This window comes from Streptococcus nakanonensis (assembly GCF_059738785.1).
The window spans coordinates 1,659,674-1,683,442 of the sequence record NZ_AP027139.1; the positions used below are offsets into that span (position 1 = coordinate 1,659,674).

26 protein-coding genes are annotated in these 23,769 nt (G+C 40.5%); 4 read left to right on the forward strand and 22 right to left on the reverse strand.

Going from position 1 to position 23,769, the window contains the following annotated elements; translation table 11 throughout:
* Positions 1 to 11: 11 nt before the first annotated feature.
* The 7 genes from blpZ to AC6I9F_RS07900 form a co-directional block, all read right to left on the reverse strand.
* Positions 12 to 260 carry an immunity protein BlpZ gene (blpZ, locus tag AC6I9F_RS07870; RefSeq protein ID WP_498021531.1) on the reverse strand — a complete coding sequence of 83 codons (249 nt, stop codon included), beginning with the start codon at positions 258 to 260 and terminating at the stop codon, positions 12 to 14.
* Positions 261 to 301: 41 nt separating this feature from the next.
* On the reverse strand, positions 302 to 991 hold the full coding sequence (locus AC6I9F_RS07875; RefSeq protein ID WP_498021533.1) for a CPBP family intramembrane glutamic endopeptidase: 690 nt from the start codon (positions 989 to 991) through the stop codon (positions 302 to 304).
* A gap of 84 nt (positions 992 to 1,075) precedes the next feature.
* Positions 1,076 to 1,480, reverse strand: a complete 405-nt coding sequence (locus tag AC6I9F_RS07880; protein WP_498021535.1) for an immunity protein — start codon at positions 1,478 to 1,480, stop codon at positions 1,076 to 1,078.
* Positions 1,477 to 1,641, reverse strand: coding sequence for a hypothetical protein (locus AC6I9F_RS07885; RefSeq protein WP_498021537.1), 165 nt, complete (start codon positions 1,639 to 1,641; stop codon positions 1,477 to 1,479). The genes AC6I9F_RS07880 and AC6I9F_RS07885 overlap by 4 nt, the downstream gene beginning before the upstream one ends.
* Before the next feature lie 286 nt (positions 1,642 to 1,927).
* Positions 1,928 to 2,047, reverse strand: a complete 120-nt coding sequence (locus AC6I9F_RS07890) for a PncF family bacteriocin immunity protein (protein WP_261121228.1) — start codon at positions 2,045 to 2,047, stop codon at positions 1,928 to 1,930.
* Positions 2,048 to 2,763: 716 nt separating this feature from the next.
* Complete coding sequence (locus AC6I9F_RS07895) at positions 2,764 to 4,113, reverse strand: sensor histidine kinase (protein WP_498021539.1); 1,350 nt, start codon at positions 4,111 to 4,113, stop codon at positions 2,764 to 2,766.
* A gap of 13 nt (positions 4,114 to 4,126) precedes the next feature.
* The gene (locus tag AC6I9F_RS07900; protein WP_498021541.1) at positions 4,127 to 4,864 is read right to left on the reverse strand and encodes a response regulator transcription factor; all 738 of its coding nucleotides are present in this window, start codon (positions 4,862 to 4,864) and stop codon (positions 4,127 to 4,129) included.
* Between the two features lie 295 nt (positions 4,865 to 5,159).
* Here AC6I9F_RS07900 and AC6I9F_RS07905 point away from each other — a divergent pair, with 295 nt between their 5' ends.
* A complete protein-coding gene (locus AC6I9F_RS07905; RefSeq protein ID WP_004261043.1) occupies positions 5,160 to 5,489 on the forward strand; it encodes a hypothetical protein in 330 nt (109 codons plus the stop codon).
* 62 nt (positions 5,490 to 5,551) lie between these two features.
* On the opposite strand, the gene AC6I9F_RS07910 is transcribed toward AC6I9F_RS07905, so the two are convergent.
* Together AC6I9F_RS07910 and AC6I9F_RS07915 are read right to left on the reverse strand one after the other, a co-directional pair.
* The gene (locus AC6I9F_RS07910; RefSeq protein ID WP_498021543.1) at positions 5,552 to 6,601 is read right to left on the reverse strand and encodes an ABC transporter permease; all 1,050 of its coding nucleotides are present in this window, start codon (positions 6,599 to 6,601) and stop codon (positions 5,552 to 5,554) included.
* Positions 6,598 to 7,329, reverse strand: a complete 732-nt coding sequence (locus tag AC6I9F_RS07915; RefSeq protein WP_498021545.1) for an ABC transporter ATP-binding protein — start codon at positions 7,327 to 7,329, stop codon at positions 6,598 to 6,600. Before AC6I9F_RS07915 ends, AC6I9F_RS07910 begins: the two co-directional genes overlap by 4 nt.
* A 67-nt stretch (positions 7,330 to 7,396) precedes the next feature.
* Here AC6I9F_RS07915 and AC6I9F_RS07920 point away from each other — a divergent pair, with 67 nt between their 5' ends.
* Together AC6I9F_RS07920 and AC6I9F_RS07925 are read left to right on the forward strand one after the other, a co-directional pair.
* Positions 7,397 to 7,807, forward strand: a complete 411-nt coding sequence (locus AC6I9F_RS07920) for an HIT family protein (protein ID WP_498021546.1) — start codon at positions 7,397 to 7,399, stop codon at positions 7,805 to 7,807.
* A 9-nt stretch (positions 7,808 to 7,816) separates the two neighbouring features.
* Entirely contained in the window at positions 7,817 to 8,104 is a 288-nt protein-coding gene (locus tag AC6I9F_RS07925) for a hypothetical protein (protein WP_498021547.1), read from the forward strand.
* Positions 8,105 to 8,393: 289 nt separating this feature from the next.
* Here the strand turns inward: AC6I9F_RS07925 and dnaJ are convergent, their stop codons facing one another.
* From dnaJ to AC6I9F_RS07985, 12 genes are all read right to left on the reverse strand, one after another.
* Complete coding sequence (dnaJ, locus tag AC6I9F_RS07930; protein ID WP_498021548.1) at positions 8,394 to 9,533, reverse strand: molecular chaperone DnaJ; 1,140 nt, start codon at positions 9,531 to 9,533, stop codon at positions 8,394 to 8,396.
* Positions 9,534 to 9,731: 198 nt separating this feature from the next.
* A complete protein-coding gene (locus tag AC6I9F_RS07935) occupies positions 9,732 to 10,364 on the reverse strand; it encodes a DJ-1/PfpI family protein (RefSeq protein WP_498021549.1) in 633 nt (210 codons plus the stop codon).
* 215 nt (positions 10,365 to 10,579) lie between these two features.
* Positions 10,580 to 12,403, reverse strand: a complete 1,824-nt coding sequence (gene dnaK, locus AC6I9F_RS07940; RefSeq protein WP_033679701.1) for a molecular chaperone DnaK — start codon at positions 12,401 to 12,403, stop codon at positions 10,580 to 10,582.
* A gap of 253 nt (positions 12,404 to 12,656) precedes the next feature.
* Positions 12,657 to 13,181 (reverse strand): nucleotide exchange factor GrpE, encoded by a 525-nt coding sequence (gene grpE / locus AC6I9F_RS07945; protein ID WP_000046038.1) that lies wholly within the window; start codon positions 13,179 to 13,181, stop codon positions 12,657 to 12,659.
* A 26-nt stretch (positions 13,182 to 13,207) separates the two neighbouring features.
* Positions 13,208 to 14,242 carry a heat-inducible transcriptional repressor HrcA gene (hrcA, locus tag AC6I9F_RS07950; RefSeq protein WP_000255759.1) on the reverse strand — a complete coding sequence of 345 codons (1,035 nt, stop codon included), beginning with the start codon at positions 14,240 to 14,242 and terminating at the stop codon, positions 13,208 to 13,210.
* Between the two features lie 160 nt (positions 14,243 to 14,402).
* Positions 14,403 to 14,915 (reverse strand): DUF2812 domain-containing protein, encoded by a 513-nt coding sequence (locus tag AC6I9F_RS07955; RefSeq protein WP_498021550.1) that lies wholly within the window; start codon positions 14,913 to 14,915, stop codon positions 14,403 to 14,405.
* 34 nt (positions 14,916 to 14,949) lie between these two features.
* The gene (locus AC6I9F_RS07960) at positions 14,950 to 15,525 is read right to left on the reverse strand and encodes a DUF2812 domain-containing protein (protein WP_498021551.1); all 576 of its coding nucleotides are present in this window, start codon (positions 15,523 to 15,525) and stop codon (positions 14,950 to 14,952) included.
* A complete protein-coding gene (locus AC6I9F_RS07965) occupies positions 15,525 to 15,845 on the reverse strand; it encodes a PadR family transcriptional regulator (protein WP_498021552.1) in 321 nt (106 codons plus the stop codon). Before AC6I9F_RS07965 ends, AC6I9F_RS07960 begins: the two co-directional genes overlap by 1 nt.
* A gap of 113 nt (positions 15,846 to 15,958) precedes the next feature.
* Positions 15,959 to 17,305 carry a type I glutamate--ammonia ligase gene (glnA, locus tag AC6I9F_RS07970; RefSeq protein ID WP_001122878.1) on the reverse strand — a complete coding sequence of 449 codons (1,347 nt, stop codon included), beginning with the start codon at positions 17,303 to 17,305 and terminating at the stop codon, positions 15,959 to 15,961.
* 36 nt (positions 17,306 to 17,341) lie between these two features.
* Positions 17,342 to 17,698, reverse strand: a complete 357-nt coding sequence (glnR, locus tag AC6I9F_RS07975; protein WP_000659547.1) for a transcriptional repressor GlnR — start codon at positions 17,696 to 17,698, stop codon at positions 17,342 to 17,344.
* Positions 17,699 to 17,774: 76 nt separating this feature from the next.
* Positions 17,775 to 18,302 carry an FUSC family protein gene (locus AC6I9F_RS07980; protein WP_064275931.1) on the reverse strand — a complete coding sequence of 176 codons (528 nt, stop codon included), beginning with the start codon at positions 18,300 to 18,302 and terminating at the stop codon, positions 17,775 to 17,777.
* A gap of 135 nt (positions 18,303 to 18,437) precedes the next feature.
* Positions 18,438 to 19,634, reverse strand: coding sequence for a phosphoglycerate kinase (locus AC6I9F_RS07985; RefSeq protein WP_001096743.1), 1,197 nt, complete (start codon positions 19,632 to 19,634; stop codon positions 18,438 to 18,440).
* Between the two features lie 239 nt (positions 19,635 to 19,873).
* On the opposite strand from AC6I9F_RS07985, the gene AC6I9F_RS07990 reads away from it, so the two are divergent.
* A complete protein-coding gene (locus AC6I9F_RS07990) occupies positions 19,874 to 21,505 on the forward strand; it encodes a Na/Pi cotransporter family protein (RefSeq protein WP_498021553.1) in 1,632 nt (543 codons plus the stop codon).
* Positions 21,506 to 21,877: 372 nt separating this feature from the next.
* On the opposite strand, the gene pyrG is transcribed toward AC6I9F_RS07990, so the two are convergent.
* Positions 21,878 to 23,485: a CTP synthase gene (pyrG, locus tag AC6I9F_RS07995; protein ID WP_498021554.1), complete on the reverse strand. Its 1,608-nt coding sequence runs from the start codon at positions 23,483 to 23,485 to the stop codon at positions 21,878 to 21,880.
* Between the last annotated feature and the right edge of the window lie 284 nt (positions 23,486 to 23,769).

Below are 23,769 nucleotides of genomic sequence, written 5' to 3' on the forward strand. Positions count from 1 at the left end.
AAACAGACTTCCTACGCGTCATCCTTTAGCTCTAACCTTTCCAAAACAAACCATTTTAGTAACCAAAATCCAACCACATCGCCAGCTCCTAAGAATATAGCCATTAAAGATAGCATGGGATTCAGAAAATAAAACATCACAACAGATACAAAGGTTAGCACAAAAACATTAAAGGCAATGGTGTCAGAAGCCAAGACCAGAATATAAGGTGTCAACCAGTCTAAGGTTTTTGAATCTAGGAAAAATAAGTGTTTATACATGATAACCTCCTCTATGGCTGAAAAGCAAGCCTTTGGTTTTTTTACCCTAAGACCCTATGTAGAAAAGTAAGCAAAAATGGTAAGTTTGCAATGATATTATTAACAATATGAATCGAATAAGAAGGATAGATACTCTTCGTATAACGCGTTAGACAGGCAAATAGACAACCCACTGCCGTATAGACAAAAATATCTGCGAGACTTGGCAAGCTAGAAAAGTGGGGCAAGGCAAATAAGAATGACGGAAAGAGAAGATCCAGCCCCCACCTCGAATTCTTAAAGAAGGCATGTTGAAGCAATCCCCTACATACCAATTCTTCCATCAGAGGTCCTAGTACGATTAAGGTTAGGTAAACACCAAACTCCGCAAAATTTGTCTCACTATAGGCAATAAACAAATTCCACCCTTCATTAGTTCCCTGAACGTGTTTAGCTGTCAGATAGTTAAAGCAGATAAGTACAACAGCGGCTAACACCGTCAGAACAGAATAGCTCAACCACTTTTTCCTAGGGATACGAAAGAGATAAGCATGGCCCGACCTGACCAAAATCCAAATCATCAAGCAGATGAAGAGAAGACTGATGATGTTTCGAATCCAGATAAGATTTCCTACCCAAGACGAGAACTCCCAATAATTGCTCCAAAATTGGGTTGTCCAAAACAATCCGAAAAACAAAAATAAATAAGAAAGAATGGCACTCGTTTTGAAAAGAATAGCGTGTTTTTTCATAGAACTCCTCCTACTATCTACAAGGCAACGACTAGCCTAGTACCTCCCCTTGCCAGACCATAGGTTAGTCCCATATAAAACAAGCTACTTTTTATAATACTTCAAGCCCCAAATGAGCAGAAGCATGATAAGCAAGCAGAGAATAGCACCAATGTAGGCAATCAATTGCTGATAGGATTCTCCTGCTGTGATCCCTCTATACAAACAAATAATAGACATAAAACCTGTCAAGCCGATGAACATGAGTTGATTAGTTCTAGGACTAACCAAATCATCGTCTTCAAACTCTTTTATCCGCATTTCCCTAGTGAGGTAAACAGTGACCAAAATAGAAGCTAAGTTAATAACCACTAAAAAAAATTGGAAAACTAAGGAAAAATTTAAAAACTGACGAGATAGAAATAGATAAGTAGAGACAAGCAAGGGCAACTGACCTAAGAACAATCTCGCAAGGAAGATGTTCCGTTTTTTAGCAAGAAAAATTTTCATTTCTTTTCTCCTTTCTTTTTATTGATAGCAAAATAGATCATAACTGCAATCACATAGGCTATGGTATAAAATAGCTGATACCAAGCACTCTCCCTAAGCGGATATAGAAAGATGGACATGATTAGATACAAGATGAAAATGACAAGTATTTTTTTCTTCATAAGATTTCCTCCTAAATGTTTGTTGAGCTAGAACCTTTACACTATTAGTATAGCACTTATTTTGACCTTGGATCACTCAAATCACAAATGGTCATCAAAACATCTTGAATTGTAAAAAATTTAAAAAGCAAGCATGAAAAACATACTTTCCTCTTTATATTGTATTGATACCAACTTGTTTGTAGACTTTTCATCCTGCTATCACATATCATTTTGACAGGCGAAACAAAATTAAAGAAACTCCCCTGTAAATTAAGCTAGCAAATACAGGGGAGAAATTTATTTTTTAGGGGGTACTATCCGTATCCTTTTTGGGAGATTTTGAAAATATTTTTCTAATTAAATCATCCATATAAGGACCAAATATACCAACTACTAAACCAATAAGAAAACTTTTGAAATCCATAATTACCTCCAAGTATAGCTCCTCTACTTACAGGCTCAAGCCTTTAAGCAAGCATAATAGCCAATGGTAATATTGTTTTTGCATTCACGAGGAATACCTCTTTTTACTTTTGTCCTATTACAACCTTAATAAGGTTAGTATACTACTATTTTTTAAAATTTTCCATCCAAATCACAAATGGTCATCAAAACATCTTGAATTGTTAAAAAATTTAAAAAACAAGCATGAAAAACATACTTGCCCTAAGGGAACTTGACAATATGAAAATACAAAATAGAAAACTATTCACCCTTACTTTCGTCTGTTCTGATAGATTCTCATGATTGCAACAAGGATACAGGCTGTCCCACTTGCCAAAACTAGGAGGGTAATGATAATGTTGAAAATTTCAGGCGTCCTCTCTATTCTGTTGACAAGACGGACTAAAGACAATACTGTCAATAAGAGTAAAGCTACTGACTCTGTCCTAATTAAAGAAGCCATTCGGTTCTCAACCGCATACAAAAATGATGGTAACATAACACAGGCTATAGCAATCACAAACAGGTTGCTCCCCGTTTCTTCTCCCTTGTTCACTACGGAAATCATGAGAAGATTCGACGCTATAATCAACGTAGAACAGATGATAAAAAAGGATTTCTTATTCATTTAATATACCTCACATACTATGGAATTTTAATTGATGACTACAGGCAGTACTTCTTCCCACAAGTCTTCTAATCATCAACTGACATCGAGTGAACCGTTAAAACCTGACGAAAGACTTGATTTTGACAGGTGGTATTTAGACTGGTATTAGGATGGCTTTCCACAATTTTCATGACAGTATAGAGACCAACTCCTCTCTCCTCCCCTTTAGAACTTGCTCCAAAGGAGAAAATCTCAGAAATATCTATGCCCTCTTCTTTGATGGAGTTTTCGATGATAAAGGTCTCCTGTGCTCCATTTTTTAAAAAGGCGATTGAAACATGAGGTTGACTAGCCTCTGCACTGGCTTCAATAGCATTGTCACAAAGGATAGACACAATAGTCAGAAAATCAAGCAGGCTCATCCCCTCTACCTGAATCTCCTCAGGAACTTCGACATTAAAGACTATGTTCTTATCTCTAGCTTTTAGAAATTTCCCTGCTAAGAGACTTTTGAGGGCTTTATCACGAATATTCACTAATCTGCCCAGGTCGTATTTGTTGTCCTGCAATTTTTCACTAGAATCCTTTAAGACCGAGTCGTAGACCTCTTTTATCTGCTCCATGTCCTCCTCTTCAATGCCTAGACGTAAACTGGTCAAGAGGTTAGTGTAGTCATGGCGAAAGCTCCGGACTTCCTTGTAAAGTTCCTCTATATGCCGACTATATCGCTCCATATCTCTGTAGCGCAAGGCCTGCTCTTGGTCCAATCTCTCATGGAGTTTGTCCTTCAAATAGGTATCCAGCTTCTTGATAATCCCCATAAAAAAGAGCAAGTAAAACACTAGAATCAGATGGCGAACAGTCGTTGATTGAATACCTTGTTCATATTCAAAGAAAGACAGACTTTGCATCACTAGATAGTAAGTCCCCATTATCCAGTTAATCGTAGTCAGGGACTTTTGAAAACCTTTATCGAGAATCTCCTTTCTCAAACTAGTAAAATCATAGTTCAACCATTTCAAAAAGGCTAGAGAAATGAAGAAATTGAAAATTATTATACACAACCAAATCAAAGAGTAATCATCATGTACTTGCCCTTGTCCCAAAAATGGAAGCACAAAATAAGAAATACCTCTATAAAAGAGATTCACCAATATCATTGGAAAGAGACCATAAAAGAAAAGGAGTTTTTTAGGAAGCCCTCTTAACAATAAGAAAGACAAGCCTATGCCGTACAAGGGGTCCATAAAATAAGATAGGTAATGATTTCCTACTATATAGCTAATCGTTACAAAAGCAACTGCCAACAGTATCTTAAAAAGAAAGGACTTAAAAATTCTCTCCAAAGTGAGACCAATTCCATCCACCTTAAAAAATATAAACAATTCCAATCCAACTATCAAAAATGTATATACTATCTTCCAAACTATTTCCATTACATTACCTCACTTAGTGTAAGTTATTGATAGCTTCAGACACTTCCCTGACCTTATAACGCGCAATCATACAGCTTCCGCCATTGGGAAAGTAAAGAAGTCTTTCTTTCTTATCCAAACGAACCACATTGGCAGGATTGATGAGAAAAGAGCGATGGCACTGCAAGAGACGGGGTTCCTGCTTGAAAACCTCCTCTAAACTCGCTGTAAATTCCAGCCTGTCTGTCTTGGTATAGAGAATAACACGATGGGCTCTGGGCGACGTTTCAAGATAGTAAACCTCTTTAAAAGGATACTGAAATTGGGCAAATTTTGATTTAAAGTAAAAGCAATCTTCAGCTAGACTCTTACTGTCTTGACTATTGGCATAGAGAAGGGCTGTCTCGATACGAGACTCAAACTCCTCAGCTGACAAGGCCTTATCAATATAGTCCAAAGCAGACACTTGGTAGCGAAAGGACAGAGGCATAAACTCCGAGTGAGTCGTCACAAAGACAATCAGGGCATAGGGGTCTCGATCCCGAATCCTTCTAGCCACTTCTAGCCCCTTCATCTCTTCATTTCGAATCTCAATATCCAAAAAGAATAGCTGATGGGCTCCCTTCTCATGCACCTCTGCCAGCAGTTGGTCTGGCTTGCCAAAGACCTCAAAAGAGCTGGGAGTGATATGATGTTCCTTCAAGAGTTTCTCAATCGTCGTTTCAATCCTAGTCTGCTGGGAAAAATCATCTTCTAAAACAAATATTCTCATCTTCTTACTCTCCTTGTTTCGATTTCTTCCTAAAAAGAGAATAGCAAAAATACTTTGATACAAGCCCACCAAATCCTAAACAGGCCTTTAACGCTCCTGAAGGGTATCTTGTTCCTCAAATAAGCATGATAATCTTACCACTATTTTATCATAAAATCTTAACAGTATCATTCAGGAAATTTCAAGGGCAATTAAAGATTTTATGGTGAAAAAGGAGATAAAAGTGATAGACTAACAGTATCAAAACACAGTTGCTAGAATCAAAACTAGCACCTAGATTAAAGGAGGAATTCTCATGACAGATACAGACCCTATCAAAAGAGCTCAGACTTTGATTACTGACTTAAACAAAGCCTATCAAGCATGCAAACAGGCAACCGCTGACGACGTCCGCTTTCAGGAGCAATTAAACTCTATTCTTGGTTTTCTAGCCAAGGCTGAAACAGTGGATAATCGAGTCTTGATTGAACTGGAAAAATTTTACCAGACTTCCAGTCTTCTCATGGGACTCAGCGCTCTTGATCCAGATGCTCCAACTCGCGCCGCTTGGCGGGCCTATGACCGCTTCCACTTTGACCAAGTCAAGACCAAGTTGAGTCTCTACGGACCAACCATTATCCTGTAGAAAATAAAAGAAGTTGAGACAAACTGAACTCAACTTCTTTTTTAATATCATATAAGCAAGTTTTAGTCCTGCATCTGACGTTTTACCTGATAAGGTAAATACAAGACTAGTAAAACCAAACCAGCTCCCAGTAAGGCTAAAAGGGCTAGTTTTTCTTGGAAGGTAATCAATCCAACAACTAATTCCACTACTAAGACCAAACTGGTCAATCCTCGGACTACAGCCTGTAAGCCCTTTTCCTTTTGCCCCTTGTCCAGCGGAAAAAGTTGGGTCAAATACTGGTAGTCAAAGGCATGATAGAGGGCCAACAACTGGAAAAGCAAGAGGTAGTTAAACAGCACTACCACTGCTGTCGCAATCCAAGCTTGCTCGATAAAAATCTGCGCCAGTAAGGAAAGCAAGAGCAGACGGAGACTGAGGGCAAAGAGGTCTCCATTTCGCAGATAAGAACGCAGATAGAGATTTTGCCAAATCTTTCCAGGCACCTTCTGAACAGCCTTTAGGATAAAGTCCAGATAGGCACGACGCTTGACGCTGTTTGAAATCCCCTTTACCTGGGTAAAGAGGGCAAAGAAACGAAGCAAGACTTGCTTACGCTTGCTTTCTTGGGAAATAACATAGTCCCAGTCCAGTCCAGTTTCCGTGAAAAATTTGCTGGCCTTTTGACGAAAGAGGAAATATTTTCCTACCCCCAATAAAAGCACATAGACAAAAAAAACAGGCAAGCCATAACCCATGGCTAAAAATAAGGGCGCAAATAACAGCAAGAAAAGGGTCTGGACAAAGAGCCAAAAGACTAGGGAAATGCCAGTTTGACGCTTGAGATGGAGTTTGATTTCCTCTTCTCCGACTAAGAGAAAGAGCTTGTCTGGAGCCTCCATATAGGTGGCAATTCCTCCCCAAAGCAAAAGTAAAACAGACGTAATTCCTACAAATAAAAGGATAGGCCAATGATTTTCAGGAAAATCTTGTAAGAGTTGACTGTACTGGTAGGCTAAAAACCCCAGCAAGACAAGCAGGAACAAGACAAAGTGGTCATTGAGAACATAGCGCAGATAACCGACACACTCCTTACGAAAAGCCTGCTTTCTCTTTAAAAACAAGTCTTTCATAGCTCCTCCTCTTTGGTCAGAGCCAAGTAAATATCATTCAAACTAGCCTCAGGCATATCAAAGGCTTGGCGCAGTTGCAGGAGATTTCCCTTAGCACGCACCTCACCCTTGTGGAGAATGACAAAGGCATCACACATCTTCTCCGCCGAATCCAGCACGTGGGTACTCATGAGAATGGACTTGCCCTTTTGCTTTTCCACTTCCAAAAGCTGGATCAAGTCAGAAATAGCCAAGGGATCAAGACCAAGGAAAGGCTCATCCACGATAAAGAGACTCGGATCCACCACAAAAGCACAGATAATCATGACTTTCTGCTTCATCCCTTTTGAAAAATGAACAGGAAACCAGTCTAATTTCTGGTCCAAACGGAACATTTTTAACAAGGGCTCTACTCGCTCAAAAGCTACTTTCTGCTCAATACCATAAGCCATAGCCACCGTTTCGATATGCTCTCTGAGAGTCAATTCCTCATACAGGCTAGGCGTTTCTGGAATGTAGCCAATTTGCTTGCGGTAACTTGTCGCATCTTCTTGCAGGGTCAAGCCATTGATATTGATGGAGCCACTATAAGGTGTCAACAGACCAATAATCTCATTGATTGTCGTCGATTTTCCAGCACCATTGAGACCAATCAAACCAACCAACTGCCCACTTTCAACAGTAAAGGACACATCTTTCAAGACAGGGACATGGACATAGCCACCTGTCAGGTTTTTAATTTCTAACATATTTTCTCCAAATCTGGTATAATGTAGCTATATTATATCAAAATTCAATACAGTAGAGGTAGATTTTATGTCAGATTGCATTTTTTGTAAAATCATCGCAGGGGAAATTCCTGCTTCAAAAGTATATGAAGATGAGCAGGTTCTTGCCTTTCTTGATATCTCTCAAGTGACACCAGGACACACCTTGGTCGTACCAAAAGAGCACTATCGCAATCTTTTGGAAATGGACGCTACTAGCGCCAGCCAACTCTTTGCCCAAGTACCAAAAGTAGCTCAAAAAGTCATGAAAGCTACCAAGGCTGCTGGTATGAATATCATTGCCAACTGTGAAGAAATCGCAGGGCAAACAGTCTTTCATACCCACGTTCACCTCGTGCCTCGCTACAGTGCGGACGATGACCTTAAGATTGATTTTATCGCCCACGAACCAGAATTTGACAAACTTGCTCAAATCGCTGAAACCATCAAAAATGCCTAAGGAGTTGCCATGAAATTATCCAACCTACTGCTATTTGCAGGAGCTGCAGCCGGAAGTTATCTGGTCACAAAAAATCGCCAAACCATCACAGATGAAGTCTTGAATACCACTGACCGCGTTCAAGCTATCAAGGATGATGTGGATATTATCCAAAGCAGCCTGCAAATCATCGACCAGCAAAAAGAACTCATTAAGGAATACCAAGAAGACCTAGCTTACAAGTTTAAGGTCTTGGAAAAAGATATCCAGACTAGACTAGCTGTCATCAAAGAAACACAGGAAATTGAAAATAAGTAAAAAGAGCCCAACGGCTCTTTTTTAAAACGTAAACAAGTTATATCCCATCAATTATACATCATAATTTAGGCAACTCATTCACCGTTTCATAACTAAATCGAAGAATTTCCCCGACTTTACGCCGTAATGAAAACACCTGAAACAGCTTAGTTTCAGGTGTTCGGAAACTTTGAGACCTAGGCTCAAAGTTTAGGTATGGAACTTCGAATAAGATCGCTACCGTCCGTCATTACTTAAGGAAAGTTTTTAAAAATCTATAAACAAAAAGAGCCCGACGGCTCTTTTTACTTTATTCTCCATCAAAGGCATCTTTAATATGGTCAAAGAAGCCTTTTTTCTTTGGATTGACTTTCAAGTCACCAGCAACTGCGAATTCTTTAAGCGCTGCTTTTTGGCGGTCATTCAAGCCTGTCGGTGTTACGACATTAACTGTAACGTATTGGTCCCCAACTGCACCACCACGAAGGCTCGGAGCTCCCTTGCCACGTAGACGAAATTTCTTACCAGTCTGAGTTCCCTCTGGGATAACCAATTCAACATCACCGTGAACCGTTGGGATATCAACTGTATCACCAAGAGCCGCTTGGACAAAGTTGAGGTTGAGATTGTAGAAGATAGTGGTTCCTTCACGTTCAAACTTATCGCTGGCTTCCACAGAAACCACTACATACAAGTCACCATAAGGTCCACCGTTAAATCCAGCTTCACCTTGACCAGCTAGGCGAATTTGTTGACCAGTTTCCACACCAGCAGGGATTTTGACATGTACGCTATGCGCTTGTTTTTCATGACCTGTTCCGTGACATGTTGTACATGGATCTTTGATTTCTTTTCCGCGACCATGACAGACATCACAGGTTACTTGGCGACGCATCATACCAAGCGGAGTCTGTGTATCGACGTTAATGACACCAGCACCATGACAGCGTCCACAAGTGACTGGACTTGTTCCTGGCTTAGCACCAGAGCCATTACATGTACGACAACCAGCTTCACGATGATACTTGACTTCTTTTTCAGCTCCAAAAATAGCTTCTTCAAAGGTCAAGTTCACACGATACTGGAGATCATCCCCCTGACGAGGAGCATTTGGATTGCGTGAAGCTCCGCCTCCGCCGAAGAAACTTGAGAAGATGTCCTCAAAACCACCGAAGCCACCTGCCCCATTGAAACCGCCAGCTCCACCACCGAAGCCTCCAAATCCACCATTGGCGCCTGCAGCACCATATTGGTCATAGGCAGCCCGTTTTTGGTCGTCACTCAAAGTCTCATAGGCTTCCTGAACTTCCTTGTATTTTTCCTCAGCACCAGGCTCCTTATTGATATCTGGGTGATATTTTTTCGAAAGCTTACGATAAGCCTTTTTGATCTCGTCTGCCGAAGCGTTTTTTGACACCCCCAGACGATCATAAAATTCAGTATTGTTCATACAAGATACCAAGACCGTAAAATTCGACTGAAAAATAGGAAATCTGACGCTGGAGCAATGCTCCTAGGCAGATTTATCTTTTTTCCGAGAATTTAGGTCGGGTTCAATTCCTTTCTTTCATATTGAATAAGAAATTCTGGAACCCGTGTTCAATTCCCTGAACACCCTTGTTCCTTTCTATAATTTACATGTAAATCTTTAGAGGCTGTTTTCTATACTCTGCTTCACTTGATTAAACTCTTCATCTGATAGAGTAAATATCAAATCCTCTTCAGCATACTCGTTCTGTTCTTTAAAATAGTTGTCCGTATTCTCTGCCAACCCTAAACCGAAAATCACTTTTCTTGCAAACTCTTGATGTGCAAAACCGATAGCCGTAATGATTTGTTTATCTTGGACAAGAACTTTCGGTTGGAAATTCTCACGTGGAAGAAATTCAAAATAGTCAAAGAAGTTTTGCCAAATTCCACCTGTAAATTTCGTGTCGTTCAACAAGCCAGCTTTCGCCAATAAAAGGGGCGCTGAAGAAATGGCTACAATTAGGATATCTTGCTCATTAAGACTTCTCAAAAACGAAATCAATTTCTCATCTTGTAGAGCAGGACCTATATTTACCATTCCTGGCAAAATCACACAAGAATAATCTTCTATACGGATCTGATCCAATGTTTTCGTCGGTTGACAGGGCAAACCATCCTCAGAGACCACCATCGAATTCTCAGAAGATACATAATCAATCGTGATATCAAAAGACAGAGCTAAAGTACTTGTTAAAGCGGTTATCTCATAAAGAGAAAAATTAGGATAAATGATACAAAGTACTTTTTTCATACACAACATCCTCTATTTTATCGAAAAACAGAGGCTGGGTTGCAACCTCTGGATTTCTTCCTATCATTACGACGTTCGAGTTTTAAAAATCAAACTAGTAATGCTAAATCGAGCACTCCCTAACCTCTTGGTGAAAAAGACAAATCTTCCTAGAAACTAAAGTTTCTGCGTCAGATTTCCTATTTTCACTGTGAGGTTTTAACGGGCTTTGCATCTTATTTTTCCGTAAACTCTCCGTCTACGACGTCATCACCTGCGTTTCCTGTTGCTTGTGCGCCTTCTGCTCCTGCTTGAGCTTGTTGGGCTGCTGCGGCTTGTTCGTAGAGTTTCACAGCAAGTCCTTGAGCTTTTTCGTTCAATGCTTCAAGTTTTGCTTTCATGTCGTCCAAGTTATTGTCTTCTTGCGCTTTCTTAAGGTCATCAAGGGCAGATTGGGCAGCGTCACGTTCTGCGTCGAATCCTTTGCCTTCAGTTTCCTTGATTGTCTTTTCAGTCGCAAAGATCGCTTGGTCTACTTCGTTACGAAGGTCAACTTCTTCTTTACGTTTCTTATCTGCTTCAGCGTTTGCTTCTGCATCTTTCATCATGCGGTCGATTTCTTCGTCAGTCAAACCTGAGTTTGATTGGATGACAATTGTTTGTTCTTTTTGAGTTCCAAGGTCTTTGGCCTTAACAGACACAATACCGTTCTTGTCGATATCAAATGTTACTTCGATTTGAGGAATTCCACGAGGTGCAGCTGGGATATCTGTTAATTGGAAGCGTCCAAGAGTCTTGTTATCTGCTGCCATTGGGCGTTCCCCTTGAAGAACGTGGATATCAACGGCTGGTTGGTTGTCTGCCGCAGTTGAGAAGACTTGTGATTTAGATGTTGGAATAGTAGTGTTGCGGTCGATGAGTTTTGTGAAGACACCACCCATTGTTTCGATACCAAGTGACAATGGTGTTACATCAAGAAGGACAACGTCTTTGACATCACCAGTGATAACACCACCTTGGATGGCAGCACCCATAGCAACTACTTCGTCAGGGTTTACTGATTTGTTTGGTTCTTTACCAGTTTCAGCTTTAACAGCTTCTACAACGGCTGGGATACGAGTTGAACCACCAACAAGGATAACTTCGTCGATTTCTGACAAGCTCAAACCTGCATCTGAAAGGGCTTGACGAACTGGAACTTTTGTACGTTCAACAAGGTCACGAGTCAAATCGTCAAATTTCGCACGAGTCAAGGTCATTTCCAAGTGAAGAGGTCCAGCTTCACCAGCAGTGATAAATGGCAAGCTGATTTGAGTTGAAGTTACACCAGAAAGGTCTTTCTTCGCTTTTTCAGCTGCATCTTTCAAACGTTGCATTGCCATCTTGTCAGTAGACAAGTCAATACCGTTTTCTTTTTTGAATTCTGCTACCAAGTGGTCGATGATTTTTTGGTCAAAGTCATCACCACCAAGTTTGTTGTCCCCTGCAGTTGACAATACGTCGAAGACACCGTCACCCAATTCAAGGATAGATACGTCGAATGTACCACCACCAAGGTCAAATACCAAGATTTTTTCTTCTTTATCAGTCTTGTCCAAACCATAAGCAAGGGCTGCTGCAGTTGGTTCGTTGACAATACGTTCTACTTCAAGACCAGCGATTTTACCAGCATCTTTTGTTGCTTGACGTTGAGCATCGTTAAAGTAAGCTGGAACTGTGATAACTGCTTTAGTTACTTTTTCACCAAGGTAGTCTTCAGCATAACCTTTCAAGTATTGAAGAATCATAGCTGAGATTTCTTGTGGAGTGTATTCTTTGCCGTTTGCAGAAACTTTTTCAGAAGTTCCCATCTTAGATTTGATAGAAATAACTGTATCTGGATTTGTTACTGCTTGGCGTTTTGCAGCATCACCAACGATGATTTCGCCGTTTTTGAATGATACTACAGATGGAGTTGTGCGGTTTCCTTCTGGGTTTGCGATGATTTTGCTTTCAGTTCCTTCAAGAACTGCTACTGCTGAGTTTGTTGTACCTAAGTCAATACCGATAATTTTAGACATGTGTTTTTCTCCTTAAATTTTATATTCTATTTTTCTTTTTGATACTCTTCTTAAGTGGCGGCGCCGTCAGAGCTTGACTTCGTCAATCTCTTTGACTAAACTTTGAGCCTAAGGTCTCAAAGTTTGCGCAAATAGCGCCACGGCGAAGAGTATCGTCTTTGGTCCGCTTCGCTCACTATTGCAAAGCCAAACATATTTTATCTTTCTTCATAGTTTATTGTCATTTCGGACAAGTTTTGTCAAGTTTTCTAAACTAGTTATAGACAACTACCATAGCTGGGCGTAGGATGCGGTCATGGAGTTTGTAGCCTTTTTGGAAGACTTGGGCGATGGTATCTGCTGGGTGTTCATCGTCTGCTGGGAGAGTTTGGATGGCCATATGATAGTTATGGTCAAATTCGCCATCAGCTGCGATTTCTTCGATTCCTTCTTCTTTCAAAGCGTGAATCAAGCTTTCTTGCACCATCTCCAATCCTTTTTTGACATCGTCTGTCAATCCTTCAACTGCGAGTGCACGCTCAAGATTATCGAGTGATGGCAAGATTGCTTTTGCCAAATCCTGGCTACGATAACGTTGCAAGTTTTGACGCTCTTCATTGGCACGGCGTTGGATATTTTGCATTTCTGCATGAGCGCGAAGGTATTTATTTTCGAACTCATCCGCACGTTCATTTGCCAAGTCCAACTCAGATTTCTCAGGAGTTGTTTCTTCTACCGTTTCCACAACTTCCTCTTCTTGGACTTCTTCTACTTCTTCATTTTTTATATCTTGGGCCATTTTCGCCTCCTTTAATGATTTCAATCTTAATGTACTTCGTAATGATTACTGCTGAGGTAGCGGTAAAAATCTGTCAACTTCATGGTCAAAACACGGTTGACCACATTGACTTGGTTGATTAGCTGTTGGTAATCCAGATTAACAGGACCGATAATGGCTAGAATTCCAACTCCCCGATAAGGAATGAGGAACTTGCTACTAATCACCGCTAGGTCAGCTAGACAGGACTCTTGACTGTCTGCAACACGGACGTTTTGCATCTGATCCTCACGCAACCCCTCACGAATCTCCAGAGCCACCTTTTGCGGTTGGTCAAAGAACTGATAAGCTGCCAGATTGGCAAAATTCAAGAGATTAACCTTGCCCGCCACCACAATGTTTTCGTTGAACATTTCCTTAAAGATGTGTTCAAAGAGATCGATAACATTATCCGTCGTTGTAAAGTAACGCTGGATAATCTGCGGAATCTCCGTCCGAATCTTGTAGTGAATATCTAGAACGGTGTGGCCGAGGAAACGTTCCTGAATGATACTCTTCAGTTTCAGCAAATCCTCCTGCAAGAAGTTCCTTGGAATCAGAAATTGACTGGTAACCGTGCGCGATTCGTCTAGGGTAAATACTGCCAAGGCTGTATGTTGCCCCAAAACAACGATATCAAAGGCTGTCAAACGTTGCCTGCTCGGCTCAACATCCAGTGCCACTACCGTACAGCCACTCAGGTCTGTCAGTAGATTAGCAGCTTCTTGCAGAATATCCTCTAGCTTGAAGAATTCCTGATCAAAGGCTTTGACAATCTCGTAAACCTCATTTTCAGCCAGTCGATCAAAATCCAGTGAGTGTTTTACATAGTACTGAAAACCAGCAACACTTGGCATCCGACCGCTTGAAGTATGAGCCTTCTCAAGCAAACCTTGCTTTTCTAAAGCCGCCATGTCATTACGAATGGTTGCACTGCTAGAGTTAATAGACTCTTGCAAGGCTTTGGATCCGACAGGTTCGTGCGTTTTGGTAAAGATGTCAATAATCAGATTTAAAATATCCTGCTGACGCTCTGTAACCACCTCATCACTCCTCTCTGTCTGACCAATTAGCACTCGATACACTCAAGTGCTAACTTATAATTCTATTATACACCCTTAGAAGAGAATGTCAAGATAAAAACTCAAAAAATTAGCACTCTTTTATCAAGAGTGCTAAAAATCAGTCTACAGACCGAGAAACTCACCTTCCATCTACTTGATATTTCCTTTTTAGTCTGAAATAACCATGGATTAGATAAGAAATCATAAAGGCATATAGAACAAAAATGACAAAGAAAGGTTGCGACAGTTCTTCTCGAAACAAACTCATACAAACAACAAGACCACCTAAGAAAGTAGCTGCACATGAACGAAATCTATATCGCATAACTTCCCATCTGAGCCCCTTACTCATATAGACTTGATCCTCTGGAAGTAAATTAGAAGACGATTTACGAAGAATTGAACAAAAACCTCTTTCTATCAATTCCCAATCTCTATTTCTAAAATCTTGCAGTTCACGCTTATGCTTTTTAAGAAATCTAGAATCATAGATACGGTAAATGACATCGTCTGGTTGACATTGGTCAAAATAGAATAAACCAAAACGACTCGTTCTATACCTCCAACCTTTCAAATGCATCTCATGTAAATATTCTTCTTCCTTGTCCAAATCAACAATAGTGAAAATCCGAAATTGTACTCTGCTATTCATTGTCTTACCCCAAAATTAGAAAACACGCCTGGCGTTATTTATTAGATAATTCTTTCCACTTTTGACTCAATCTCCAAAAAATATAAGAAATCTGAATCGCAAAAACTATCAATAAAACCCAATCTATTATGAAAATCAAAAATACTTCCCCACTGAAAGAACTACCCCCACTGACAAACTTTGAGAAAACCGGTAGTAGAGCTAAAAAGAGAAGCAAAATAGGAAGCATTCGCCTCGTTAAAATCCGTTTGACCATAGCTAACTTCCCGGCTGCGTCATTATAAATTTCAAACTCAGCATCCGACTCAATTCCAGAATGAAGTTTTCTAAAGTAGGAAAAACCATTAAAGTCTGTAATATGCTCCCAGCCACAGTCTTTAAATAATTGTAAATAGGAGGCTATATCGGATTTTTTCATGGGATAAAAGTCCAACTGATAAGACACTTGCTCAGGGTGACACTTTTCAAAGGTATACTTAACTGCAAACAATAAGATAGAATAGCTTACTTTCCTAAGCTTCCAGCCCTTAGCATGCATTTTTCTAAGATATAAAGCCTCTCTATCATAATCCGCAATGGTAGCAATTCGATAAACAATTTTCTTTTCCATCATCCTTCCTCCCGACTATTTCTGTAGAGGCGTTCAATACGCTTCAATTCAATATCTAAGACTTTTCGTCCCAAGTCTGTGATCTGATAGATTTTCCGTTTTTCCTCTTCGCGGACAAAGGAAATCAAACCATCCTTTTCCATCTTTGACAAGGTTCCATACATAGTTCCAGGACTAATCGAAACTTGCGAATCCGTCATCTCCTTGACCTTTTGCGTAATACTATAACCATGACCTTCCTTTTGCAGACAGAACAAGATATAAAAACCCGTTTCCGTCATCGGAAGATAAACACGACGAATCTTATCCGGTAATTCCATTTATATCCACCTCCTATTTAGTTCGATATATCGCACCTCGTTATATAAAATATATCACACCTCGATATAAAACACAAGAAAAAAGACTACCCTCAGGCAATCTTTCCTCTATATTAATAAAGATCTAAATAGTTATCAATTTCCCATTGTGAAACGAAGGTTGCATAACTTGCCCATTCGATTCGTTTGGCTTCAAGGAAGCTAGTATAGATGTGTTCTCCGAGAGCTGCTCTGACAACCTCATCCTCTGTTAAAGCCTTCAAAGCGTTGTGAAGAGTTGATGGAAGGTCTGTAATACCAGCTTCCTTACGCTCTTCTGCTGTCATAATGTAGATATTTTCTTCGATAGGAGCTGGTGCTTCGATTTTATTTTCAATACCATGCAAACCAACTTCCAACAGAACAGCCATCGCGATATATGGGTTTGCCATTGGGTCCACTGAACGCAACTCAAGACGAGTTCCCATACCACGTGAAGCAGGCACGCGCACAAGTGGCGAACGGTTACGACCAGCCCAAGCAATGTAAACAGGCGCTTCATAACCTGGAACCAAACGTTTGTATGAGTTAACCGTTGGGTTCATGATGGCAGTATAGTTGTAAGCATGTTTGATCAAACCACCAAGGAAATGGTAGGCCGTTTCTGACAACTGCATTCCTTTTGGATCATTTGGATCAAAGAAGGCATTGTTTCCTTCTGCATCAAACAAGGACATATTACAGTGCATACCTGATCCAGCAATACCAAATTTTGGTTTGGCCATAAAGGTTGCGTAAAGCCCATGTTTGCGAGCAATGGTTTTAACAACGAGTTTAAAGATTTGAATCTTATCACAAGCACGGAGAACTTCATCGTACTTGAAGTCAATCTCATGTTGTCCAACTGCAACCTCGTGGTGACTGGCTTCTACTTCAAATCCCATTTTGGTCAAGACATTCACAATCTCACGACGTGTATTGTCCGCAAGGTCAGTAGGCGCCAAATCAAAGTAGCCACCCTTGTCATTCACTTCAAGCGTTGGATCTCCATTTTCATCCAACTTAAATAGGAAGAATTCTGGCTCTGGACCAAGGTTGAAAGATTTGAATCCTACTTCTTCCATGTGACGAAGAGCACGCTTCAAATTGCCACGAGGGTCACCTGCAAATGGTTCACCTTCTGTTGTATAGACATCACAGATCAGACCTGCAACACTTCCATTTTCATCTCCCCAAGGAAAGACTGTCCAAGTATCCAAGTCTGGGTACAAGTACATATCTGACTCATTGATACGTACAAAACCTTCAATAGAAGATCCATCAAACATCGCCTTGTTTGACAAGACTTTATCTAACTGTTCATCTGTGGCAGGAATTTCGACGTTTTTCATGGTTCCCAAAATATCTGAAAACATGAGACGAATAAAGGTAACATTTTTTTCCTCGACTTCACGACGAATATCTGCAGCTGTGATTGGCATGAGTTTTCTCCTTAATGTATGACTACTTGCGGTTGCCTAACCGCGACCAAAAGGTGATTGCACCGAAGCAAAGCGACCCTGTTGGAGGAGTTCATTGTGAAGTGCACGGCGCACCTCAGTCTGACTCACCGCTTTCTTGGATTTCGCTTCACGTTCAGCATATTTTTTCTTAATAGCAGCGATATTATAACCTTCAGAGATATAATCTTTGATTTCAAGCAGACGATCCATGTCATTCAAGGAATACATGCGACGGTTCCCTTCGTTTCGATCAGGTTTAATCAACTCTTGATCTTCATAATAACGAATCTGACGCGCCGATAGATCGGTCAACTTCATAACACTGCCGATAGGAAAAACAGCCATATTTCGGCGAAATTCTTTTTCCTTCATTTACAATTTCCTTCTTTCTGTCTATTATAGTCTAAAAAAAGACAAACGTCAATTGATAATGTTATAAAATGTAACATTATTTTTCTTTTTTCTCTAAAAGGAGCCGAATACGATCAATATCGTAATTTACGAGAATTGCGACAAAAACTCCCATGAACGTTTCTGATACACGCGCAAATACGTACAAAATCGTTTCGCCACTCGGAATCGATAGGGTAATGATTAACATAGCTGCTACACCACCAATAACTCCTGCTTTGTTATTCATGGCTACATTTGTCATAATGGTTAACATGGTGCAAATTGGAACAACTACCAAGGTCACCCAAAAGGCTTCGTGGAAAAAGGTATTTAATAGGAAGAAGAGGAGGGCATAGAGGCCACCGATACTATTTCCTAGAATACGCGAAGTCCCAAAATGGACACTCTTATCAAAACTCTCCCTCAGGCTAAAAACGGCTGTCAAAGCACCGATTTGAAGACCTTTCCAGCCAAAAAAGCCAAAAATCAAGAGAACTAGAAAAACAGCAATACCTGTTTTAAAGGTTCGCATACCAAGTTTAAACTGGGATTTATCGAATTTATATTTTTTAAAATAACTCATAATCTCAACTTTCTATTTCCATTTTATCATAATTTGGGTGATTTTATGAGCAATAGTTGAGAGGAAGCGTTTTTATTTTAAGCAAAAGAAAAGAGGAACTCTCATCCCTCTCTTCTTTGATTTAGTTATAAAATCTTATTTTTCTGTCAAGGCTGCAAGTCCTGGAAGAACTTTACCTTCGAGAAGTTCCATTGATGCTCCACCACCAGTAGAGATCCATGAGAATTTATCTGCACGTCCAAGGTTGATCGCTGCGGCAGCTGAGTCACCACCACCAATGATTGATTTAACTCCTGGTTGTTTCACGATAGCGTCCATCACACCAATTGTACCAGCTTGGAAGTCTGGGTTTTCAAATACACCCATAGGTCCGTTCCATACAACTGTTTTGGCACCAGTCAAAGCTTCGTCAAATTTAGCGATAGATTTTGGACCGATGTCAAGACCAAGGAAGCCTTCAGAAACTGCTTCACCTTCAGTGTCACGCACTTCAGTGTAACCAGCAAATGCGTTAGCTTCTTTAGAGTCAACTGGTAAGATCAATTTTCCGTTTGCTTTTTCAAGAAGAGCTTTCGCAACATCCAATTTGTCTTCTTCTACAAGTGAGTTACCGATTTCGATACCTTGTGCTTTGTAGAATGTGTAAGTCATACCACCACCGATAAGGACTTTATCAGCTTTTTCAAGCAAGTTTTCGATAACACCAATCTTGTCTGAAACTTTTGAACCACCAAGGATAGCTACGAATGGACGTTCTGGAGTTTCAACTGCTTCTTGGATGTAGGCAATTTCGTTTTCAAGAAGGAAACCAGCAACTGCTTTTTCAACGTTTGCTGAGATACCAACGTTAGATGCGTGTGCACGGTGAGCTGTACCGAATGCATCGTTTACGAAGATACCATCTCCAAGTGATGCCCAGTATTTACCAAGTTCAGGATCGTTTTTAGATTCTTTCTTGCCGTCAACATCTTCATAACGAGTGTTTTCAACCAAAAGAACTTGTCCATCTTCAAGAGCATTGATTGCCGCTTCCAATTCAGCACCACGAGTGACACCTGGGAAAACAACATCTTGACCAAGTTTTGCTGCCAAGTCTGCTGCTACAGGAGCAAGTGATTTACCAGCTTTATCAGCTTCTTCTTTCACACGTCCAAGGTGAGAGAAAAGAATTGCACGTCCACCTTGTTCGATGATGTACTTAATAGTTGGAAGAGCTGCTGTGATACGGTTGTCGTTAGTGATTACGCCATCTTTCAATGGTACGTTGAAGTCAACACGAACGAGGACTTTTTTACCTTTCAAGTCAACGTCTTTAACAGTAAGTTTTGCCATGTTACAAAAACCCCTTTATTTATTTTATTCGAAACTATTATATCACACTTTGGAAATATAAGGAAAGATTTCACAAGATTTTTCGATATTTAATCTTCATGTCATGCTAGAGTGTATTATTTTTACTTTTTCTAACGAATTTTCTTTCTAAAATCTTAGCTTAACACTTGTTAGATTTACTTTTATCCTTTAAAATAGAATAGGAGATATTCCGCGATTATTTTTCGGAGGAAAAAGAAATGTCCATTAATTGGCAGGAAATTTTATTTCACTTTTTAGGTGGTCTGGGACTATTTTTATATAGTATCAAGACCATGGGAGACGGTTTGCAACAAGCTGCTGGAGATCGCCTTCGTTTTTACATTGACAAATATACTAGCAATCCTTTCTTTGGAGTTCTGGTTGGTATTGGGATGACTGCTCTAATTCAGTCTAGTTCTGGTGTAACAGTTATCACAGTCGGCCTGGTCAGTGCCGGTCTCCTAACCTTACGTCAGGCTATCGGGATTGTCATGGGCGCTAATATCGGGACAACTGTCACATCCTTTCTCATCGGTTTTAAACTAGGTGACTATGCCCTACCTATGCTCTTTATCGGTGCCGTCTGTCTCTTTTTTACGAAAAATCGGACAGTCAATAATATCGGACGCATCCTCTTTGGTGTCGGTGGTATCTTTTTTGCCCTCAATCTCATGAGCGGTGCAATGGCTCCACTCAAAGATTTACAGGTCTTTAAGGACTATATGATTGAGCTAAGTAAGAATCCTGTTTTGGGTGTCTTTGTCGGTACCGGCTTGACCTTGCTAATTCAAGCTTCCTCGGCTACCATTGGGATTTTACAAAACCTCTACGCCAGCAATCTGATTGACCTACAGGGAGCTTTGCCAGTTCTATTTGGTGATAATATCGGGACAACCATTACAGCCATCATTGCCTCTTTAGGGGCTAATATTGCAGCTAAACGGGTAGCAGGAGCTCATGTTGCCTTCAACGTTATCGGAACAGTCGTCTGCGTTATTTTTCTAGTTCCTTTTACAGCCCTGATTCATTGGTTTGAAACCACGCTAAATCTAGCTCCAGAAATGACCATCGCCTTTGCTCACGGAACCTTTAATATCGCCAACACCATTGTCCAGTTTCCATTTATCGGAGCCTTGGCCTACTTTGTAACCAAGATTATTCCTGGAGAGGACGAGGTTGTCAAATACGAACCCTTATATCTTGATGAACACTTCATCAAACAAGCCCCATCTATCGCTCTCGGAAATGCTAAGAAAGAGCTCTTGCACTTAGGAAACTACGCTGCCAAAGCCTTTGACCTTTCCTATAAGTACATCATTGACTTGGATGAAAAAGTTGCTGAAAAAGGGCATAAAACCGAAGAAGCCATTAACACCATCGATGAGCAATTAACACGTTATCTCATTGCCCTTTCAAGCGAAGCTCTCAGCCAAAAAGAAAGCGAAGTGCTCACCAATATCCTTGATTCTTCCCGTGATTTGGAACGAATTGGAGACCACGCGGAGGCTCTACTCAATCTGACTGACTATCTTCAACGGAAAAATGTTGAATTTTCTGATGCCGCCTTGAAAGAATTAGAGGAAGTTTACCGCCAAACTAGTGACTTTATCAAGGATGCCCTTGATAGCGTGGAAAACAATGATATCGAAAAAGCTCAAAGTCTGATTGAACGCCATAAAGAAATCAACAATATGGAACGTATTCTCAGAAAGACTCACATCAAACGCCTCAACAAGGGCGAGTGTTCAACACAAGCTGGGGTCAACTTTATCGATATTGTTTCCCACTACACTCGTGTATCAGACCATGCTATGAATTTAGCTGAAAAGGTCATCGCTGAACAAATCTAAGAACCAAGAAGCTATCCATCATAATTGGATGGCTTTTTGCTTTTTCCTAAGCAAGACTAGGCTGAATGAAACTGAAAGAGTATTCTGCAGATATAGTGGATTAAATTAAAAAAGTATAGTGTATTGAATCTATAACAGTACACCTTGACTGCTAAAATATTTCTATAAATTGATTTGGATTCCCGAATTAATTTGTTCAGATTTTATTTCATTTCAATATACTGATAAATCCATTCGCTAGCACAGGGCAAGCGGGAGTCGCTATTGATTTCAAGGGTAGTAGGTACATACAGAGGACTCCTACCTCAGATATACTGCAATATCATCGTATGCAAAAAACCTCTGAGATTCTTCTCAAAGGTTCTGATTTTCCTAATTGCTGTTCTCAACCGCTGCAGTGACAAAGGCAGTGTAGAGTTCTTCTGGACGATTTGGACGGCTTGAAAGTTCAGGATGATACTGACACGCTACAAAGAATTTATTTTCAGGAATTTCCACAATTTCTACCAAACGATTATCTGGAGAAACTCCTGAGAAGACAAAGCCTGCTGCCTCAAACTGCTCACGGAAGGAGTTGTTAAACTCATAGCGGTGACGGTGACGGCGTTGCACCACTTCTTGATTGTGATAAGCAGCTGCTGCCTTAGAGCCACGTTTCAACTTAGATGGATAAAGCCCCAAGCGAAGGGTTCCCCCCATATCCTCAACATCAATCTGATCACGCATGATATCAATGATAGGGTATTTTGTTTCTGGTGCAAGCTCTGCAGAATTGGCACCTTCAAGACCTAAAACGTGACGAGCAAATTCGATACATGTCAACTGCATGCCCAAGCAGACACCCAACATTGGAACATCATTTTCACGCGCATAGCGAATGGCTTGGATTTTCCCTTCCGTACCACGTTGACCAAAACCACCTGGTACGATAATTCCGTCTGCATCAGACAAGAGCTCTGCCACATTCTCTGCTGTCACATCATTGGCATTGATCCAATTTATCTTAACTTCTGCGTCGTTGGCATAACCAGAGTGTTTCAAGGCTTCAACCACAGAAATGTAGGCATCTTGCAATTCCACATACTTACCGATAAGGGAAATTTTAACTTGTTTCTTGAGGTTCATGACCTTATCCACCATGGCTGACCATTCTGTCATATCCGCTACTGGTGCGTCTAATTTCAAATGATCACAAACAATTTGGTCCATACCTTGTGTCTGCAAGTTCAGTGGAATTTGGTAGAGATGCTCAACATCCAATGATTCGATGACAGCTTCTGGTGCCACATCACAGAACTGGGCTAGTTTGTTTTTAATTCCTTGACCAGCTGGCTCTTCTGTACGAATAACCAACATATTTGGCTGGATTCCCAAGCCACGTAATTCTTTGACAGAGTGTTGGGTTGGTTTGGTTTTCATTTCACCAGCAGCCTTGAGGTAAGGAAGCAAGGTTGTATGAATGTACATGACATTATCCGCACCAACATCTGCCTTCATCTGGCGAAGGGCCTCTAAAAATGGCAAGGACTCGATATCCCCAACGGTTCCACCAACCTCTGTGATAATGACATCAGAATCAGTCGTTAGAGCGGCACGCTTGATTTTTTCTTTCAAAGCATCTGTGATATGAGGAATAACCTGAACAGTTGCCCCAAGGTATTCTCCACGGCGTTCCTTACGAAGAACTTCACTATAAATTTTACCAGTTGTCACGTTGGAATATTTGTTAAGATTGATATCGATGAAACGTTCATAGTGACCCAAGTCCAAATCTGTCTCAGCTCCGTCATCTGTCACAAAAACTTCCCCGTGCTGGTAAGGACTCATAGTTCCCGGATCAATATTGATATAAGGGTCAAACTTTTGAATGGTTACTTTGAGACCACGATTTTTCAAGAGACGGCCTAGACTCGCTGCAACAATCCCTTTCCCAATAGACGATACCACACCACCAGTTACAAAAATATATTTCGTAGACATAGATTCCTCTTTCTAAAATGCTCAAGGCCTTGTTAACTACGAGGGGAGATAGAAAACAAGACCCTACTAATAAGAATAATCTGGGACAACTGCACCAGATTCACAACTAATACTCTTCGAAAATCTCTTCAAACCGCGTCAACGTCGCCTTGCCGTAGATATGTGTTCCTGACTTTGTCAGTCTTATCTACAATCTCAAAACAGTGTTTTGAGCAACCTGCGGCTAGTTTGCTCTTTGATTTTCATTGAGTATAAAACACAAGAAGATAACTTCTTAAAAAAAA

Excerpts from the sequence above, each read along its gene's own strand:
- blpZ (WP_498021531.1), bottom strand. The coding sequence starts at position 260 with ATGTATAAACACTTATTTTTCCTAGATTCAAAAACCTTAGACTGGTTG.
- AC6I9F_RS07875 (WP_498021533.1), bottom strand. The coding sequence starts at position 991 with ATGAAAAAACACGCTATTCTTTTCAAAACGAGTGCCATTCTTTCTTAT.
- AC6I9F_RS07880 (WP_498021535.1), bottom strand. The coding sequence starts at position 1,480 with ATGAAAATTTTTCTTGCTAAAAAACGGAACATCTTCCTTGCGAGATTG.
- AC6I9F_RS07885 (WP_498021537.1), bottom strand. The coding sequence starts at position 1,641 with ATGAAGAAAAAAATACTTGTCATTTTCATCTTGTATCTAATCATGTCC.
- AC6I9F_RS07890 (WP_261121228.1), bottom strand. The coding sequence starts at position 2,047 with ATGGATTTCAAAAGTTTTCTTATTGGTTTAGTAGTTGGTATATTTGGT.
- AC6I9F_RS07895 (WP_498021539.1), bottom strand. The coding sequence starts at position 4,113 with ATGGAAATAGTTTGGAAGATAGTATATACATTTTTGATAGTTGGATTG.
- AC6I9F_RS07900 (WP_498021541.1), bottom strand. The coding sequence starts at position 4,864 with ATGAGAATATTTGTTTTAGAAGATGATTTTTCCCAGCAGACTAGGATT.
- AC6I9F_RS07905 (WP_004261043.1), top strand. The coding sequence starts at position 5,160 with ATGACAGATACAGACCCTATCAAAAGAGCTCAGACTTTGATTACTGAC.
- AC6I9F_RS07910 (WP_498021543.1), bottom strand. The coding sequence starts at position 6,601 with ATGAAAGACTTGTTTTTAAAGAGAAAGCAGGCTTTTCGTAAGGAGTGT.
- AC6I9F_RS07915 (WP_498021545.1), bottom strand. The coding sequence starts at position 7,329 with ATGTTAGAAATTAAAAACCTGACAGGTGGCTATGTCCATGTCCCTGTC.
- AC6I9F_RS07920 (WP_498021546.1), top strand. The coding sequence starts at position 7,397 with ATGTCAGATTGCATTTTTTGTAAAATCATCGCAGGGGAAATTCCTGCT.
- AC6I9F_RS07925 (WP_498021547.1), top strand. The coding sequence starts at position 7,817 with ATGAAATTATCCAACCTACTGCTATTTGCAGGAGCTGCAGCCGGAAGT.
- dnaJ (WP_498021548.1), bottom strand. The coding sequence starts at position 9,533 with ATGAACAATACTGAATTTTATGATCGTCTGGGGGTGTCAAAAAACGCT.
- AC6I9F_RS07935 (WP_498021549.1), bottom strand. The coding sequence starts at position 10,364 with ATGAAAAAAGTACTTTGTATCATTTATCCTAATTTTTCTCTTTATGAG.
- dnaK (WP_033679701.1), bottom strand. The coding sequence starts at position 12,403 with ATGTCTAAAATTATCGGTATTGACTTAGGTACAACAAACTCAGCAGTA.
- grpE (WP_000046038.1), bottom strand. The coding sequence starts at position 13,181 with ATGGCCCAAGATATAAAAAATGAAGAAGTAGAAGAAGTCCAAGAAGAG.
- AC6I9F_RS07955 (WP_498021550.1), bottom strand. The coding sequence starts at position 14,915 with ATGAATAGCAGAGTACAATTTCGGATTTTCACTATTGTTGATTTGGAC.
- AC6I9F_RS07960 (WP_498021551.1), bottom strand. The coding sequence starts at position 15,525 with ATGGAAAAGAAAATTGTTTATCGAATTGCTACCATTGCGGATTATGAT.
- AC6I9F_RS07965 (WP_498021552.1), bottom strand. The coding sequence starts at position 15,845 with ATGGAATTACCGGATAAGATTCGTCGTGTTTATCTTCCGATGACGGAA.
- glnA (WP_001122878.1), bottom strand. The coding sequence starts at position 17,305 with ATGCCAATCACAGCTGCAGATATTCGTCGTGAAGTCGAGGAAAAAAAT.
- glnR (WP_000659547.1), bottom strand. The coding sequence starts at position 17,698 with ATGAAGGAAAAAGAATTTCGCCGAAATATGGCTGTTTTTCCTATCGGC.
- AC6I9F_RS07980 (WP_064275931.1), bottom strand. The coding sequence starts at position 18,302 with ATGAGTTATTTTAAAAAATATAAATTCGATAAATCCCAGTTTAAACTT.
- AC6I9F_RS07985 (WP_001096743.1), bottom strand. The coding sequence starts at position 19,634 with ATGGCAAAACTTACTGTTAAAGACGTTGACTTGAAAGGTAAAAAAGTC.
- AC6I9F_RS07990 (WP_498021553.1), top strand. The coding sequence starts at position 19,874 with ATGTCCATTAATTGGCAGGAAATTTTATTTCACTTTTTAGGTGGTCTG.
- pyrG (WP_498021554.1), bottom strand. The coding sequence starts at position 23,485 with ATGTCTACGAAATATATTTTTGTAACTGGTGGTGTGGTATCGTCTATT.